The sequence below is a fragment of the Rhizobium sp. ZK1 genome, assembly GCF_047782645.1.
In the GTDB taxonomy this organism is placed as follows: domain Bacteria; phylum Pseudomonadota; class Alphaproteobacteria; order Rhizobiales; family Rhizobiaceae; genus Rhizobium.
On the sequence record NZ_CP180587.1, the window covers coordinates 1,173,049 to 1,190,389 of the forward strand.

Consider the following 17,341-nt stretch of genomic DNA (forward strand, 5'->3'; position numbering starts at 1 on the left):
GGATCCCGCCCGCTCAGGCGAATTCGCTTTGTCGCGAAAAGCTACGCGCATGGGCGACATGCTTCCGCACGATACTGTCCTTGCTGTCGAGCTCTTCCAGAAGAACGTCATAGCTCCAGAGATCGGCAAGGTGCTGCAGAACGAGCTTCAGGTCGTCCTCTTCCAGGAACTCGTCATTGGTGGCCCGGTGCTGCAGCAGCAGTCTGCGGTCGCCAGCGAGATCGACATCGATGATCTCAATCGCCGGATCGGTATGACCTATGTCGTAGTCGCGTGAGAGCTGCCGGCGGATGCGCCGATAACCGCGCTCGTCATGGATTGCCGAAACCAGAATACCCTCCTCAATCTCCGGATCGTCGTGGAGCTGGAACATGCGCCACTGCCGCATGAGGCGGGGGCTAAGGAACTGGCTGACGAAACTCTCGTCGCGGTAATTGGCCCAGATATCGCGCAGGACAGCCATGGCATCGCCTCGTCCGGCGATATCAGGAAACCACTCGCGATCCTCGTCTGTCGGCTCCTTCACGATGCGTTCGATATCCTGCATCATCGCAAAACCGAGCGCATAGGGATTGAAGCCGGAAAAGCGACGGTCGTCGAACATGGGCTGGAAAACGACATTCGTGTGCGATTTCAGAAACTCGAAATAGCTGCCGTCGCTGATCTGTCCGCGCTCATGCAGACGCTTCATGATGTTATAGTGGACGTAGGTGGCGGTTCCCTCGTTCATCACCTTGGTCTGGCGCTGGGGATGAAAATACTGGGCGACGTGGCGGACGATGCGCAATATCTCGCGCTGCCAGGAATGGAGCCGGGGCGCCGATTTTTCGAGAAAGTAGAGGATATTGTCCTGCGGTAAACCGAGTGCGGCTCGTCTGTGCTCCAGATCGCGGTCCGACTTGTTGCGCTTCTGACCGACAGGCACCGTCCGCCAGAGATCGTTGAAGATCTTCTCTTCATGGGCGCGGCGTTCCTGCTGCCGCTTTTCCTCCTGCCTCAAGTCCACCTGCGTCTTGCCGGCATAGCGGTGTACGCCGTGCGACATCAGCGCATGGGCGGCATCCAACGTTCGCTCGACGGCTACCTCTCCATAGCGTTCCTCGCAGCGGGAAATATAACCCTTGGCGAAGTCGAGATAATCGAGGATGCCCTCGGCATCGGTCCACAGCTTGAAAAGATAGTTGTTCTTGAAGAAGTGGTTGTGGCCGAAGGCCGCATGCGCAATGACCAGCGTCTGCATGGTCGCTGTATTCTCCTCCATAAGGTAGGAGATGCAGGGCGAGCTGTTGATGACGATCTCATAGGCGAGGTCGCGCATCCCGCGGCGGTAGAATGCTTCGTGGTGGGCAAAGTGCTTGCCGAAGGACCAGTGGCGATAGAAGAGCGGCATGCCGGTCGAAGAATAGGCATCGAGCATCTGTTCCGACGTGATGACCTCGATCTGGTTCGGATAGACATCCAGTCCCAGTTCCCCAAGCGCGATCTCCTCGCAGGCATCGTGAATGCGCTGCAAGGCCGGGAAATCCCAATCAGCGCCTTCAAACAGCAGCTTTCCCTTATGCCCTGCGCTGGCTTTCATGGTGCTGCTCCCGCCTTGGCGCTCTTCTTCTGAAACAGGTCATGGAAGACTGGAAATATCTCGTTCCTGCGGCAGACCTTGCGCATCGCAAGGGGAAGTGCCTCAGAGCGGATCTCATCATAAAGCGTCCAGAGCGGTGACCGGGAGATCGAAGAGTCCCCGCCTTCCTCTCCAACCTCGATATAGGCGAAATACTGGCAGACCGGCAGGATCTCCTGCTGAAGCAGCCGGCCGGTCAAAGTGCCGTCGGAATAGGAATTGTCGCCATCCGAAGCCTGGGCCGCATAGATGTTCCATTCCGTCGGATCGAAGCGCGCGGCAACGATCGAACGCATGGCGGCCAGCGCGCTGGAGACCAGGGTTCCGCCTGTCGCCGGGCTGTAGAAGAAGGTCTCCTCGTCGACCTCCTCCGCCTTCTCCGTATGGCGGATGAAGACGATCTCGACCTTTTCATAGCGTTGCGACAGGAAGAGATAGAGCAGCAGATAAAAGCGCTTGGCGAGATCCTTCATATGTTCGCTCATGGAACCGGAAACGTCCATGAGGCAGAACATCACCGCCTTGACGACAGGTTTCGGCGTGTTTTCGAAGCGCCGGTAGCGCACGTCGAGAGGATCGATATAGGGAATGCGCCTGCTCTTGGTCGTCAGCGTCCTCAGTTCCTCCTCAAGAAGCAGGCGCTCTTCCTCGCTGTCGCATTCGTCGATCTGCTTCTGAAGCGCTTCGATTTCCTCCGCTTTCGGGCGGTGAAGCGCAAGACGCCGCATCATGGCAAGGCGGGTCGTGCGTCCAACGGCGATGTTAGAGGGGGAGCCGGAAACCGAGAAGCCGGCCCGTTGCGGCGTCACCTCCTCGGTCTCGCTCAGCTTGCGTTTGGCGAGGTCGGGCAACTCCAGATCTTCGAGGAAGATATTGAGAAATTCCTTCCGCGTGAGCACGAAACGGAAGCCGTCCTCGCCATCGCCCTCTCCTGCCTCCTTCGACCGGCCACGGCCCGATGCCGGTGGCCGCTTGATAAAATCGCCCTCGACGAATTCCTGATTGCCTGGAAGGATGCGGTCCTGAATTCCGCCTCCACCCCGGTGGAAGCCCGGTTCGGCCATGCCGCCGATCGGAAGAGTGACTTCGCCGCCATCAAGCACATCGCGGATGGAGCGGTTCTGCAAAGATTGTTTCACCGCCTGCTCCACGGCGTCCTTGGCACGCCGTAGAAACCTTTGTCGATTTTCCAAACTTTTACCGCGCGGATTAAGCCGCCGGTCTATGATGTGCATGTTTGCTCCTACATGGGTACTCGCTCGGACAGCCTACCTAACTCGCCTGCTTGACGCGCATGTACCATTCCACCAGCCGGCGAACCTGCCGTTCCGTGTAGCCCCGCGCCACCATGCGCGAGACGAATTCGCTGTGTTTCTTTTCGGTCTCACTATCCTTCTTCGATCCGAATGAGATGACCGGCAGAAGATCCTCGACCTGCGAGAACATCCGCTTTTCAATCACCTCCCGGATCTTTTCGTAACTCGTCCAGGAAGGATTCTTGCCGCCATTGGCAGCACGCGACCTGAGCGAAAACTTGACGATCTCGTTGCGGAAATCCTTGGGATTGGCGATGCCCGCAGGCTTTTCGATCTTCGTCAGTTCCTGGTTCAGAAGTTCGCGGTCGAGCATCTGACCGGTATCCGGGTCCTTGAAATCGACGTCTTCGATCCAGGCATCGGCATAATCCACATAACGGTCGAAAAGGTTCTGGCCGTAGTCGGAATAGGATTCCAGATAGGCCTTCTGGATCTCGTTGCCAATGAATTCCGCATAACGCGGCGCCAACTCCGCCTTGATAAACTCCATGTAGCGTTTTTCCGTCTCCTCGGAAAACTGCTCGCGGCGGATGGCCTGTTCCAGGTCATACATCAGATGAACGGGATCGGCGCCGATATCCGTCGCGTCGTGGTTGAAGGTCGACGCAAGAACCTTGAACGCGAAACGTGTCGATATTCCGTCCATGCCTTCATCGACGCCAGCGGCATCGCGATATTCCTGCACGCTCCTGGCGCGCGGATCGGTTTCCTTCAGACTTTCGCCGTCATAGGCGCGCATCTTGGAGAAGAGATTGGAATTCTCATGCTTGCGAAGCCGTGACAGGACGGAGAAGCGAGCCAGCATTTCCAGTGTCGCCGGCGCGCAGGCCGCATTCGCAAGTTCCGATCCTTCGATCAGCTTTTCATAGATCTTTTGTTCCTCCGTGACCCTGAGGCAATAGGGAACCTTGATGACGCAGATACGGTCGATAAAGGCTTCATTGTTCCTGTTGGCCTTGAAGCTTTGCCATTCCGCTTCGTTCGAATGGGCAAGGATGATACCCGAAAAGGGGATCGCACCGATATTCTCGGTGCCCATATAGTTGCCTTCCTGAGTCGCCGTCAGCAGCGGATGCAGCATCTTGATCGGCGCCTTGAACATCTCGACGAATTCCAGCACGCCCTGGTTGGCGCGGTTGAGACCACCGGAATAGCTGTAGGCATCGGGATCGCTCTGCGAATAGTGCTCGAGCTTGCGAATATCGACCTTGCCGACCAGCGATGAGACATCCTGGTTGTTCTCGTCGCCCGGTTCGGTCTTGGAAATCGCGATCTGGCGCAGTCTCGATGGTTGGATTCTCACCACGCGGAAGCGTGAGATATCGCCGTCGAATTCATCAAGCCTCTTGACGCACCATGGGCTCATCAGGCCGGTGAGGCGGCGGGTCGGAATGCCGTATTGCTCAAGCAGCAACGGCCCCATGGTCAAGGGATCGAAGAGGTTAAGAGGGCTTTCAAAGACCGGGCTCAAGTCGTCGCCGGCCTTCAGCACATAGATCGGATTGACCTCCATCAGCTGCTTCAAGCGCTCCGCAAGCGAGGACTTACCACCGCCGACCGGGCCGAGCAGGTAGAGTATCTGCTTACGCTCTTCGAGGCCTTGGGCCGCATGCCGGAAAAAGGAAACGATGCGCTCGATCGTCTCTTCCATACCGAAAAAACCTGAGAAGGCCGGGTAGGTTCGGATGGTTCTGTTCATGAACACCCGACCGCGCCGCGAATCCTTGGCTGTATCGACGATCTCAGGTTCGCCGATTGCCGCCAGCAGCCGCTCGGTGGCATTGGCATAGGCCATCGGATCCTCCTTGCACAAAGCAAGATATTCCGCGATAGACATATCCGTCTCGCGGCGAGACTCGTAGTTACGGGTGAACGCATCAAATAGGGAGTTGTTCAGCATAGGCCCTCCTATAAAGGTCTGCCTCAGCGATTTTCGCCTTCGCTAAGTAAGATGGTGCGCCAATGTTTTGAAAGATCAAGATCCTCAGAGGCGGAAATAAGACATGGCTGGCATTCCGGCATCGCTACACAAAAAAGTGCACGCAACCCACCGAATTGATCCTCGAAAATTGACCATCTCTATAGCTTTGCGACAGCGCCGGGAGTATCATTCGCGCGCGGTTTTGATGAGAGCGCCGCGCACCTTCACGCCAATGACGTGAACATGTGCTGATGCCGTGAGGGCTGCGTGATTCGCTGGAGCGAGGATTCCTCGCCGTCCGCATTTGAGATGTGGCTCCAGGAGACCTCGGCGAGAGAAGCAATGCCTGATCGAAAACACGCTGGCGGTTCAACCCATGCGATTGAGGCTTTAGGTCTTTCTCACGTTATTATCTGTGCAGCGACCTGTTCTGCCTGACCCTGATATCGGGAACGGCGGTAATTTCCCGGAATTGACAGGCCGTCAATGCGTCCACTGCATAGAGGTTCGATTGCACCACGCCTTCTGAATTCAGCGCGTGCGTCTCCCGGTGGACCGAAATTCCGAACCCGAGTGGATCCGCAGCGGCAAAACCCTGCCGGCACATTCCATGCCCCTGCAATTGACAATCCAGTCGACCGGGAAAGCGATCGTCTCACGGCTTCCTCTCTTGCGGTATTCGATACCGATCCTGTCGCCGGCATCGCTGAGCGTTGTGAGATAGCCGGCATGAAATTGACGATGCCCTGGTGCCGCAATTGCTCGAACCAGTCATCTCAACTATCCGCCTTCGAAGGGCGGAAAGCGGCCCGCTCGATGCCGTGCCGCTGCAGCTTGTCATAAAAGGTCTTGCGCGGGATCCCGAGTGTCTCGATGGTCCGGCGCACGTCCCCCTCGTTGCGGGTCAGCGTCTCGCGAATGATATCGGCCTCGTAGCGGTCGATCATCGCCGGCAGAGGGAGGGAGGCCTCTTTGTCATCCGTCCTGTTCTGCTTCGATTCCTCCGGCGTGATCTCGAGGCCAAGCACGAAGCGCTCGGCGAAATGCGAGAGCTCGCGCACGTTGCCCGGCCAGTCATGGCTTTTCAAGTGGCGGTAAAGTTCAGGTGAAGCCGAGCGAATGGGGCGCTTAAAGCGGTTGGCAGCGCGTTCCGTGAAATGGGCGAAAAGAAGCGGGATGTCATCTGGTCGGTCGCGGAGCGGCGGGATGCTGATCGTCACCACATTGAGGCGATAGTAAAGATCCTCGCGAAAACCGCCGCGCTCGCGCGGATCGGCAAGATCGATCTTGGCGGCGGCAACGACACGCAGGTCGACGGGCCGCACCTCGTTGGTGCCGAGCGGCATGACTTCACGCATTTCCAGGACGCGCAGCATCTGCACCTGTGCGGAGGCCGGCATGCTTTCGATCTCGTCGAGAAACAGCGTTCCGCCGCTCGAATGCTCGATGCGGCCGACACGCCTCTTCTGGGCGCCGGTAAAGGCGCCGGCCTCATGGCCGAAGAGTTCGCTCTCGATCACCGTTTCCGGCAAGGCGCCGCAGTTCAGGGCGACGAAATTTCCCTTGGCGCGGCGGCTCCAGCGGTGCAGCAGGCTTGCCACAACTTCCTTGCCGCTGCCGGTTTCGCCGGTCACCAGCACATCGACATCGGTATCGGCGATTTGCCGAAGTGTCCGCCGCAGGCGTTCCATGGCCGGCGTCTGGCCGATCAGCGGCAGATCGCCCTGCGCCTGTTCGGCAGCCTCGCGCAGCGATCGGTTGTCCAGCACGAGTCGGCGCTTTTCCGCTGCCCGATGCACGCTCTGCACCAGCCGGTCGGCTGCGAAAGGCTTGGTGATGAAGTCATAGGCTCCGTCCTGGAGCGCCTTGACGGCCATCGGAATATCGCCGTGCCCGGTGATCAGGATCACCGGAAGGTCCTCATCCAGCCGGCGGATACGGTCGAAGAGCTGCAGCCCGTCGACATGCGGCATGCGAATATCCGAGACCACGACCCCGGAAAATTCTGACCTGAGTGCCTTCAGCGCTTCTGCGGCGGCAGAAAAGGTCGAGACCTCAAAGCCAGCAAGCTCCAGCGTCTGCTTCGTCGCCTTCAGGAGATCCTTGTCGTCATCGATCAGGAAGACCGGGATCATGTCACTCATGCCTGTGCTTTCTGCAGATAGACGGTAAAGCGGGTGCCGCTCTCGTTGCTCTCGACCTCGATACGACCGCCATAGTCGGCAACAATATCCTTGGAGATGACGAGCCCGAGGCCGAGGCCCTTTTCCTTCGAGGTGTTGAAAGGAGAAAAGAGCGAACCGAGGATATCTTTCGATATGCCGGGACCGTTATCGGCGACAGTCACGGCCACCTCGCTGTCAGCCTCGTCGCAGAAGATGTCTACCTTTGCTCCCTCCCTGCCCTCAAGCGCTTCCAGCGCATTCTGGAAGAGATTGATCAGCACCTGCTCCAGGCGAATGCGGTTTCCGCTCACCTTCAGATCGGGAGATGGCAGCCTGATATTCAACGCATCCAGCCGACCGGCAAAGCGGCTTCGCAGCAGCACGACAGCCCCTTCGATCGCGGCACGCAGTTCCACCGGTTCGGCTGCAGTGCGGCCCTTGCGGGCGAAGGCCTTCAGTTCCTCGGTGATCGTGCCGATACGTTCCGTCAGGCTGGCAATGGCATCGAGATTGTCGTCGGCCGATTGCGGCTGCTGGCGCTTGAGGAAGGTGCGGGCATTGTCGGCATAGGCGCGGATGGTCGCCACCGGCTGGTTGATCTCGTGTGCCACACCGGCGGCGACTTGGCCAAGGATCGCCAGTCGGTTTGCCTGCACGAGTTCCTGCTGCACCACCTGCAGCCTTGCCTCAGTCGCGCGGTGATCGGATATCTCCTCCTGCAGCCGGTCGCGAGCACGGCTCAGGTCCTCGGTCCGCTCCAGCACCCGGCGTTCCAACAGCTCACGCGCAGCGCGTTCGGTTGCAATACGCATGACGACGATTTGGCGGCGGCGCAGCAGGAAGGTCATGATTGCCAGCACCGGAAGGAGCCCGGCCAGTGTCAGCAGCCGCCACTCGCGCACCGAAGAGGCAATGGGCACTTCGGTCGGTACGAGATATTCCAGTTGCCAGGACGTCGACGGCACCTCCGTGCGCAATCGCAGGAACTCGCCTTCCCCGCCGCCCCCCGGCAGGATGGCATGCACGATCGCGGCTCCTGGCCGCAGCACCTGCCGTTGATTGATCGGCAGAGGCAACAGCGGCGCCTCGCCGAATTGCAGGCTGTTCCTGATCGCTGCCAGGTTTTCCTGCGGCAAGGGCGTTGCCGTCATGAAACGCCAGGACGGCAGGCTGGTAATCAGCACGACACCATGCTCGTCAGTGACATAGGCCGGCCGGGCTGCATCGCGCCAGTCGGATTCCAGCTGATCGAACTCCATTTTAACGACGACCACGCCGAGCGGAGCCGCATCATCCCCCACTCGCCGGGATATATAAAGGCCAGGCCGGTTGCTGACATTGCCGAGCGCGAAATGCTCAGCCGTACCCGTTTCCATCGCGCGGCGGAAATAGTCACGGAAGGAATAGTCGTTGCCGACAAAGCTCAGAGGCTCCTGCCAATTGCTGGACGCGATCGCGATGCCGTTCTTGCCGGTGACATAGAGAACCGAGGCCCGCGTGCCGGCAACGAGGCTTTGGAGCTTACGGTCAAGCCCCATGACGGCCTCGCCCTGCCCTGAAGCGAGAGCGTCCCGCACCTGTTGATCATCAGCGAGAAGCAGCGGCAGGGCTCGCGGCCCCTCAAGCACGGCGCGCAGCAGCGCCACCTTGAGATTGGCGTCTGTCTGCCCCTGCTCCTCCAACGCCGCGATCGCCTGCAGGCGACCATAGATGCCGGCGCCGTAAAGCGCCGTACCGATCAGGATGGCAGCAAGTACGGCAAATATCAGCCAGACCAACCGGGAGCGCCGGCCAAGCTGTTCGGGCGTCAGAAAACGTTCGGATGCGGTCCGCTGGAGCATGAGAGCATTGTGCATATATTCGCACGGAGCGCAAATCACTTTGTGCGTAAATCCGCACAAACCTGCCCATGATCGCGAGCGACAGCTAGAAATATCAATATGTTAAGATCGTAACGGAAACTGGCATGCGTGTTGCAACCCATGCCCTCAACAGTCGGGAGGCTGTTTGATCATCATGACTCGCCCGCCCGCCGCATCGGCGTCCGGCACAGTGGAGGACACTATGGATATCGCTATGAACGCCGCCACACCGCGCGGCAAAACTCCCCTTTACCAGCACCTCTATGTGCAGGTTCTCGCGGCTATCGCCGCCGGCATTCTGCTTGGCCACTTCTACCCTTCTCTGGGCGCTTCGCTGCAGCCTCTTGGAGATGCCTTCATCAAGCTCGTGCGCATGGTGATCGCGCCCGTCATCTTCCTGACAGTGACAACCGGCATTGCCGGCATGGCCGACCTCAAGAAGTTCGGCCGCGTGGTTGGCAAGGCGCTCGGCTACTTCCTCGTCTTCTCGACGCTAGCGCTCGTCGTCGGCCTCGTTGTCTCAAACGTGCTGCAGCCCGGTGCCGGCATGCATATCGATCCGGCAACTCTGGATACGAAGGCCGTCAACAATTATGCCGCCCAGGCTCATGACGCGACGATCGTCGGTTTCCTGATGAACATCATCCCGGACACGATCGTCGGCGCCTTCGCCAAGGGCGACATCCTGCAGGTGCTGTTCTTCTCTGTCGTTTTCGGCATTGCGCTGGGCTCCGTCGGCGAACGCGGCAAGCCTGTACTGGATTTCTTCCAGGTCCTGACGGCTCCGGTCTTCCGTCTCGTCGCAATCCTGATGAAGTTCGCGCCGATCGGCGCCTTCGGTGCCATGGCGTTTACGATCGGCAAATACGGCATTGGCGCGATCGCCAACCTCGCCTTCCTGATCGGCACCTTCTACCTGACATCGCTGCTCTTCGTTTTGGTCGTGCTCGGTGCAGTCGCCCGCTACAACGGCTTCTCCATCCTGGCGCTGCTCCGCTATATCAAGGAAGAGCTGCTGCTGGTGCTCGGCACGTCGTCATCCGAAGCCGCCCTGCCCGGCCTGATGAACAAGATGGAACGCGCCGGCTGCAAGCGCTCCGTCGTCGGCCTCGTCATCCCGACCGGCTATTCGTTCAATCTCGACGGCACCAACATCTACATGACGCTGGCGGCGCTCTTCATCGCCCAGGCAACGGATACGCATCTGAGCTTCGGCGACCAGATCCTGCTGCTGCTCGTGGCCATGCTCAGCTCCAAGGGTGCCGCCGGCATCACCGGCGCCGGCTTCATCACGCTTGCCGCAACACTCTCGGTCGTCCCCTCGGTTCCGATCGCCGGGATGGCACTCATCCTCGGCATCGACCGCTTCATGTCGGAATGCCGTGCGCTCACCAACCTCGTCGGCAATGCGGTTGCCACGATCGTCGTGGCCCGCTGGGAAAACGAACTCGACCAGACCCGCTTCGCCGCCGCAATGAACGGAAATTTGCGCGACGACAGCGATCTCCTGGCACCGGTCGCACAGCCTGCAGAATAAGCGCTGAAAAAATAAATCCGCCGCCAATCACACCACTGGCGGCGGATTTCATTTGTTATCGACGGCAAAATCACCCCGGCCGATCAGCACCTTTTCAAAATCAGAGCGCCAGACCAGTATTGCGGTCAAAAATATGGACCTGTTCGCTGGCGATATTGGCCTCGAAGCGGGTGCCGTAGCGCACAGCATAATCCCCATCCACCACGGCCGTTACCGGCTGGCCGGCCAGATCGAAGACGACATGCGTCTGGGCACCGGTCGGCTCGACAAGCAGGGTCTGCCCGGCAAGCGCATTTTCATCCCTGCCGCCCGGCGTCAGATGCTCTGGACGCAGGCCGATCGTCACGGCCTGACCGGGGCGGACCCTGCGGTCGGCAGTGATGCGGATCGCAGTGCCATCCGAAAGACGCGCGGCCGGCTTACCGTCCTCGCCATCCACCGTACCCTCAAGCATATTCATCGCCGGCGATCCGATGAACGCAGCCACGAAGAGATTGGCTGGTTTCCTGTAGAGTTCGAGCGGCGTACCCTGTTGCTCCACCCTGCCGTGATTGAGCACGACGATGCGGTCGGCAAGCGTCATCGCCTCGATCTGATCATGTGTGACATAGATCGAGGTGGTCTTGACCTTCTGGTGCAACGTCTTGATTTCCGAACGCATCTGCACTCGCAGCTTGGCATCGAGGTTGGACAGCGGCTCGTCGAACAGGAAGACGGCGGGATTTCGCACGATAGCGCGGCCCATGGCGACACGCTGGCGCTGGCCGCCCGAAAGCTGGGCCGGCTTGCGCTGGAGAAGCGGCGCGAGATCCAGCATCCGGGCGGCCTCGGCCACGCGCGCCTCGATTTGCGGTTTTGCGACACCGGCGAGCTTCAGGTTGAAGCCCATGTTTTCCGCGACGGTCATATGCGGATAGAGCGCGTAGGACTGGAAGACCATGGCGATGTTGCGCTCACGCGGCGTCATGCCGTTGACGACGTTGCCGTTGATGGCAATCTCGCCGTCGGTGATCTCTTCGAGGCCGGCGATCATGCGCAGAAGGGTCGATTTTCCACAGCCGGACGGCCCGACGAGGGCGACGAATTCCCCATCTTCGATATTGAGCGAAATGCCGTGAATGACGTCGATGGCACCATAGGCTTTGCGAATATCGTTTAGTGAAACGGATGCCATGATTGCACCTCCAATGGCTCGGGCTCAGGACTTCACGGCGCCGGCGGTCAATCCGGCGATGATGTGCCTTTGGGCGATGAAAAAGACGATGATGGTAGGCAGGATCGTCAGCGTGATGAAGGCCAGCACCAGTTGCCATTCCGTCCCGTATTCGCCGCGATAAACCATGATGCCAAGCGGCCAGGGATATTTGGACTCCGAATTCAGCATGATCAGTGGCAGAATATAACTGTTCCAGCTGCCGACGAAGGAGATGATGCTGACGGTTGCGACGATCGGGCGGGAAAGCGGCAGCGATATATGCCAGAAAAAGCGCAGATAACCGCAGCCATCGACGAACGCCGCCTGGAACAATTCTTCGGGAAGATTGCGGAAATAGTTGCGAAACAACAGGATGCTCATGCCGAGACCGAAGGCTACCTGCGGCAGCACCACGCCCCAATAGGTGTTCAGGAGGCCAAGATCGCGAATGCGGATGAAGAGCGGCAGAATCGCGGTCGCCGCCGGAAACATCAGGCCGAGCAGGAAATAATTGAGCAGGAACGACGAGCCGAAGAACCTGACATGGGCAAAGGCAAAAGCCGCCATGGACGAAACGATCAGCGTCAGGAGCACCGTGAGCGCCGCGATGACAAGCGAATTGCCGATCTGCAGCCAGTAGCGATCGCCGAAGAGAATGTCGGTATAATTCGCCCATTGCCATTCCGTTGGCAGGCCGAAAGGGTTGGTGCGCAGGTCGCCCAGCGTCTTGAAGCCGCCGAGCGCAGTCGTCACCAGCGGCACGAGCACGATCGCGGCAATCAGGCTCAGCGAAACGTAAAGATAAATGCGTGTGGACACGCTCGTGCGGATGGAAGAGCTCATATCAGTCATGACGCATAAAGATCCTTTTGTAACCGAAGGCGAGCGTGACGCAGATGATGAAGAGCACCACGCCAACGGCGCTGCCCAAGCCCACCTGCATACGCATGACGCCATAGGTGTAGAGGAAGGTGACCATCGTCTGCGTGGAATTGGACGGCCCGCCGCCGGTTAGCGGCATGATCATGTCGAAGAGCTGCAGCGAGCCGACGACGGCGAAGAAAATCGAAAGGCGCAAGGTTGAGCCGAGCAGCGGCAGCGTGACGTAACGAAATTTCTGCCAGCCGGTGGCGCCATCGATTTCGGCCGCCTCCAATACGTTCTTGTCGACCGATTGCAGGCCGGCGATGAACAGCATCATGTGAAATCCGAAATATTTCCAGACGATGACCCCAAGTATCGCATAGATTGCCACGTCCTTGTCGGCGAGCACATAAGGATTGGCGAAACCGAAGAAATTGGAAACGGCTGCAAACAGGCCGTAATCGCCGTCATAGACGAAGCGCCAGATGAGGCCCGCTGCAACATCCGCCAGCACATAAGGCAGGAAAAAGACCAGACGGAAGCCGACGACGCCGGGAATACGATGTGCAAGCATCGTCGCCAGCCAGATGGCGAGCGGCACCTGGATGCAGATCGAGATAACGATGATCAGGCCGTTATTGACCAGCGCCTGGGTGAAAGCCGCGTTGCGGAACAGGACCTGGAAATTGCGAAGCGCGATGAATTCGGTCGGTGTGCCGTAGCCGTTCCACTTATAGAGGCTGTACCAGGCCGCCTCGCCCATCGGCATGATGACGAAGAGCGTGAAGAGGAGCAGCGCCGGTGGCAGGAAGAGCAACAGCACCGTCAGCCGGTCGTGGGCGACCGAACTCCTGCTGTTTGCGGCTCGTCTAGCCGGCCTTGCGGCACTCGGTGTCGATAGGACTGAAATATTCGCCATGGTTCCTGCTTTCGTATCTCGCCGGCAGCAATGCCGGCGCTCCGCTTCTGGCGAGAGCGCCGGGAATGTCCGCAGGCGCTGACTATTGCTCCAGTTCGAAAGCATCCTGGATCATCTGGGCGCCGTCCTTGGAAGTCATCTGTCCGGAGACGATTTCCACCGACACGTCGTTGACGACACGGCCGACGGCCGCACCGAGATCCTGGTCGAAGAAATTCTGATGCCAGCTCGAACCCGCAAGCTGTTTTGCCGATTCGGCGAGCAGCGGGTTGACGACGCCATCATCGGCGCCGGTTGCAACAGGCAGGAGCATGCCGGCCTTTGCCATCATGCGCTCGTTGTCCGCATTCGTCAGGAAAGCAAGAAAATCGATTGCTTCCTTGGAGGCCTTCTTGGTCACGGCCCAGCCGTTCAGGCCGCCGAGCGTATCCGTTGGCTTGCCGGCGCCACCTTCGACCGTCGGAAAAACGAAACGGCCGATATTGTCGGGTGCCAGACCCTTGCCGTCGCCGGCGTTCTTGCGCTGGTTGGCCTCCGTATTTTCAAAGCCCAGGATCATCGCGGCCTTGCCGTCACCGAAGACGCCGAGCGTCTGCGGCCAGGTCGCGCCGAGGTATCCAGGCTGGAAAGGTTCGAGCTTACCGAGTTCGGCGAGATCGTCGCCCGCCTTAATGACGGCAGGATCGAGGAAACCTTCGCCCTCGCCGTTCTTGGCGGCTTCGAAGACCTTCTGGCCGCCTTCGCGCATGACGAGATAGCTCCAGTAGAAATGGATAGGCCATTTGTCGCCGCCACCGCCCGCAATCGGCACGATGCCGGCAGCCTTGATCTTCTTGACCGCCTCAAGGAAATCGGTCCAGGTCCTGATATCCTCGGCTTTGACGCCGGCCTTGGCAAACAGCGCCTTGTTATAGAAGAAACTGACCAGGCCCACCTTGTATGGGATGGCCCAGGTCTTGCCGTCGAAGGTCAGGCCGTCGACTGAGGCCGGCGTATAGGCCTTGCGCAGTTTGCCGCCATCCGCATCGAGGGCTGCCGTCACATCCTGGAGAGCTCCCGTCTCCGACTGCTGCTTCAAGACACCGCCGCCCCAGCTGTAGAAGAAATCAGGAACGTCGTCCGACTGCAGCAAAGTCGGAAGTTTAGCCTTGAAGGCCTCGTTTTCGAGAAACTGCATCTGGATGTCGACGTCTGGATGTTGGGCCTCATACTTCTTGACGATCTCTTCCCACACCGCGACAAATTTCGGATCGAGCTCGAGATGCAGCCACTTAACCACAGTCGCGGCCGAGGCAGCCCCGGCACCGGCCAGCAACATGCCGGCTGCCGCGGCCATGGATACGATGCGCCTGCCGGCAAAGGCGGCGCTCTTCAGCATGAAATTCATGATTTTCCTCCCAGGGGACCTATCCTCACAATTTTTCCCCTATGCGGATTAATTCAACGAAGCTTTTGCCCAATGTCAAGTCAATCGCCGTATTTTTCACCAAATTCCCTTGACAGCGCCCGGCCTTTGGCTGCTATTTATTTCGTAACCCGTTAAAAATACGAGACGGATCGCACCAACAGACCGATTGCCTGGCTAATTTTCATGAAGACTGCGGATCCCGAATTAATGCGTGCGATCAACCGCTTGAACGTGCTCGACACGATCCGGCGCCATGGTCCGATTTCTCGTATCCAGATCAGTGAGCGTACGGAGCTCTCGACCACGACGGTTTCGGCCATCACCGCTTCGCTGCTCGACGATGGGCTGATCCTGCCGCGCCATGAGGGCGATATCCGCAACGAGGCCGTGCGTGGAAGACCCCGCGTCATGCTGGAGCTCAATCCGGATGCCGCCCGTGTGGTCGGCGCCAAGATTGCCCCCAGCCGCATGATCTTCGTCGTCACCAATTTCCGCGGGGACGTGCTCTCCAGGCTGACATTGCCGATCCGCATCGATCGTCAGCCGATCGCCGTCATTGCCGATCTCGTCGAAGACGGCGTACGACGTTGTGTCGTCGATATCGGCTTGTCGCTCGGTGATATAGACAGCATCTGTCTGGCACTTCCCGGCGTCATTGAGCATCGCACGGGCTACATCCGCTCAAGCCCGATATTCCGCGAAGTCAACGTTGATTTTGCGAAGGAAATGTCGGCCCGCCTATCGACGCCGACGATCATCGAGAGCGATGCTCATGCCATCACCCTTGGCCATCACTGGTTCGGCAAGGCCCGCGACCTCGAAGACATGGTTCTGATCTCGCTGGAGCAGACGCTGGGTCTCGGCGTGCTTCATGACAACCAGCTTTTCCGCGGCGCCGGCGGCCTCAGCCACAATCTCGGCGACCTCGTCCTCGGGATGGGCCAACAGGGCGTGGTCCGTCTTTCGAGCCAGGCCGGCGAAAGCGCCATTCTCGGCGACCAGCAGACCGATGGACGTTTCGCCGAAGCGGTGCGTCTCGGCCGCGGCATGACGCACGTGCAGGCAATGATCCAGGCCGATGACGACCAACTGATCGGTGCAGCGGCACGGGCCGGCGAGGCGGTCGGGCTGACGATCGCCAATATCGTCACGCTGTTTGCACCGCCGCGCGTCATTCTCGTCGGCTCATCGCTCGCGCTGGGTGAGCCCTTCCTCAACAGTCTGAGGGATGCCTATGCGCTGGCCATCCCGCCATCCCTGCAAGGCGTCAGCGAACTCGTTTTCGATGATTCGACCGACGATTTCTGGGCACGGGGTGCAGCGGCCGTCGCGCTCTACGAACTCTATGAATCGCCCTGGAGTACCACCGGGCCAGCGCTTTGACGCGCAAAAACCTGTATTGTTGGAGGACATGATGGAAAAAGTCGGTATCGGCATCATTGGATGCGGCAATATTTCGGGCGCCTATCTGAAGGCGATGACATCGGCATTTCCGATCCTCGATATCCGCGGACTGGCCGACCTCAATCGCGAACTTGCAGAGGCAAAGGCCTCTGAATTCAACCTTCAAGCACGCACGGTCGACGAGCTTCTCGCCGACCCGAAAGTCGAGATCATCGTCAACCTGACCATTCCGAAGGCCCATGTGGCCGTCGGGCTGCAAGCACTGGAAGCCGGCAAGCATACCTATTCAGAAAAGCCACTCGGGATTAATTTCGCAGAAGGGAAAAAATTGGCGGATGCCGCCAAGGCCAAGGGCCTGCGCATCGGCGCGGCCCCCGATACTTTCCTCGGTGGCGGCCATCAGACTGCCCGCGCCCTGATCGACGAGGGTGTCATCGGCATCCCGGTCGGCGGTACCGCGACCTTCATGTGCCCTGGCCACGAGCGCTGGCATCCCAACCCGGCCTTCTACTATGAAGTCGGCGGCGGACCGATGCTCGACATGGGTCCTTACTACATCACCGATCTCGTCAATCTGCTGGGACCGATCGCCAAGGTTGCCGGCTTTGCGGTGACCCCGCGCAAGGAGCGCATCATCACCAGCGAGCCCCGCAATGGCGAACGCATCCCGGTTCATATCCCGACCCATGTCGCCGGCGTCATGGCTTTCGCCAATGGCGCAGTCGTGCAGATCGGCATGAGCTTCGATGTGGCCGGCCACAAGCATGTTCCGCTCGAAGTCTACGGTACCGAGGGCACGCTGATCGTGCCGGATCCCAACCGCTTTGCCGGCCCGGTCGAATATCTGAAGAAGGGCGGCGAGTTCGAGGACCAGCCGGTGACCCTGCCCTATGCCGACGGCAACTATCGCTCTCTCGGTGTGGCCGATCTCGCCCATGCCATCCGGTCGAACCGGCCGCATCGCGCAAACGGCGATCTGGCGCTGCACGTGCTCGAAGTGATGGAAGCCTTCCAGAAGGCGTCCGACACCGGCAGCACGGTGACGCTCACCACGACAACGGAGCGCCCCGCTCCGCTTTCTCAATCCCTCGTCGACGGACTGCTCGGCAAGTAATTTTCAGGAGGAATACAC

At 59.4% G+C, this 17,341-nt stretch carries 12 protein-coding genes; 3 read left to right on the top strand and 9 right to left on the bottom strand.

What is annotated here, in order from left to right; all coding sequences use genetic code 11:
- Positions 1-13 precede the first annotated feature (13 nt).
- The 5 genes from ACK9YZ_RS27975 to ACK9YZ_RS27995 all read right to left on the bottom strand — a co-directional run bounded on the left by ACK9YZ_RS27975 (position 14) and on the right by ACK9YZ_RS27995 (position 8,861).
- Complete coding sequence (locus tag ACK9YZ_RS27975; protein WP_216760433.1) at positions 14-1,579, bottom strand: SpoVR family protein; 1,566 nt, start codon at positions 1,577-1,579, stop codon at positions 14-16.
- Positions 1,576-2,853: a YeaH/YhbH family protein gene (locus tag ACK9YZ_RS27980; protein ID WP_216760432.1), complete on the bottom strand. Its 1,278-nt coding sequence runs from the start codon at positions 2,851-2,853 to the stop codon at positions 1,576-1,578. The genes ACK9YZ_RS27975 and ACK9YZ_RS27980 overlap by 4 nt, the downstream gene beginning before the upstream one ends.
- 37 nt (positions 2,854-2,890) lie before the next feature.
- Positions 2,891-4,834, bottom strand: coding sequence for a PrkA family serine protein kinase (locus ACK9YZ_RS27985; RefSeq protein WP_416066868.1), 1,944 nt, complete (start codon positions 4,832-4,834; stop codon positions 2,891-2,893).
- A 797-nt stretch (positions 4,835-5,631) separates the two neighbouring features.
- Positions 5,632-6,999, bottom strand: a complete 1,368-nt coding sequence (locus ACK9YZ_RS27990) for a sigma-54-dependent transcriptional regulator (RefSeq protein WP_416066869.1) — start codon at positions 6,997-6,999, stop codon at positions 5,632-5,634.
- Positions 6,996-8,861, bottom strand: coding sequence for a sensor histidine kinase (locus tag ACK9YZ_RS27995; RefSeq protein WP_416066870.1), 1,866 nt, complete (start codon positions 8,859-8,861; stop codon positions 6,996-6,998). The genes ACK9YZ_RS27990 and ACK9YZ_RS27995 overlap by 4 nt, the downstream gene beginning before the upstream one ends.
- A gap of 223 nt (positions 8,862-9,084) precedes the next feature.
- On the opposite strand from ACK9YZ_RS27995, the gene ACK9YZ_RS28000 reads away from it, so the two are divergent.
- Positions 9,085-10,419, top strand: a complete 1,335-nt coding sequence (locus tag ACK9YZ_RS28000) for a dicarboxylate/amino acid:cation symporter (protein ID WP_416066871.1) — start codon at positions 9,085-9,087, stop codon at positions 10,417-10,419.
- A 100-nt stretch (positions 10,420-10,519) separates the two neighbouring features.
- Here the strand turns inward: ACK9YZ_RS28000 and ACK9YZ_RS28005 are convergent, their stop codons facing one another.
- The 4 genes from ACK9YZ_RS28005 to ACK9YZ_RS28020 all read right to left on the bottom strand — a co-directional run bounded on the left by ACK9YZ_RS28005 (position 10,520) and on the right by ACK9YZ_RS28020 (position 14,784).
- Entirely contained in the window at positions 10,520-11,593 is a 1,074-nt protein-coding gene (locus ACK9YZ_RS28005; RefSeq protein WP_416066872.1) for an ABC transporter ATP-binding protein, read from the bottom strand.
- 24 nt (positions 11,594-11,617) lie between these two features.
- The gene (locus ACK9YZ_RS28010; protein ID WP_216760426.1) at positions 11,618-12,466 is read right to left on the bottom strand and encodes a carbohydrate ABC transporter permease; all 849 of its coding nucleotides are present in this window, start codon (positions 12,464-12,466) and stop codon (positions 11,618-11,620) included.
- Complete coding sequence (locus ACK9YZ_RS28015) at positions 12,459-13,397, bottom strand: carbohydrate ABC transporter permease (protein ID WP_216760425.1); 939 nt, start codon at positions 13,395-13,397, stop codon at positions 12,459-12,461. Before ACK9YZ_RS28015 ends, ACK9YZ_RS28010 begins: the two co-directional genes overlap by 8 nt.
- Before the next feature lie 82 nt (positions 13,398-13,479).
- Positions 13,480-14,784 carry an extracellular solute-binding protein gene (locus ACK9YZ_RS28020; RefSeq protein ID WP_416066873.1) on the bottom strand — a complete coding sequence of 435 codons (1,305 nt, stop codon included), beginning with the start codon at positions 14,782-14,784 and terminating at the stop codon, positions 13,480-13,482.
- A 204-nt stretch (positions 14,785-14,988) separates the two neighbouring features.
- On the opposite strand from ACK9YZ_RS28020, the gene ACK9YZ_RS28025 reads away from it, so the two are divergent.
- Together ACK9YZ_RS28025 and ACK9YZ_RS28030 are read left to right on the top strand one after the other, a co-directional pair.
- Positions 14,989-16,188: an ROK family protein gene (locus ACK9YZ_RS28025; RefSeq protein WP_416066874.1), complete on the top strand. Its 1,200-nt coding sequence runs from the start codon at positions 14,989-14,991 to the stop codon at positions 16,186-16,188.
- A gap of 31 nt (positions 16,189-16,219) precedes the next feature.
- Entirely contained in the window at positions 16,220-17,323 is a 1,104-nt protein-coding gene (locus ACK9YZ_RS28030; RefSeq protein WP_416068447.1) for a Gfo/Idh/MocA family protein, read from the top strand.
- Positions 17,324-17,341: the final 18 nt, after the last annotated feature.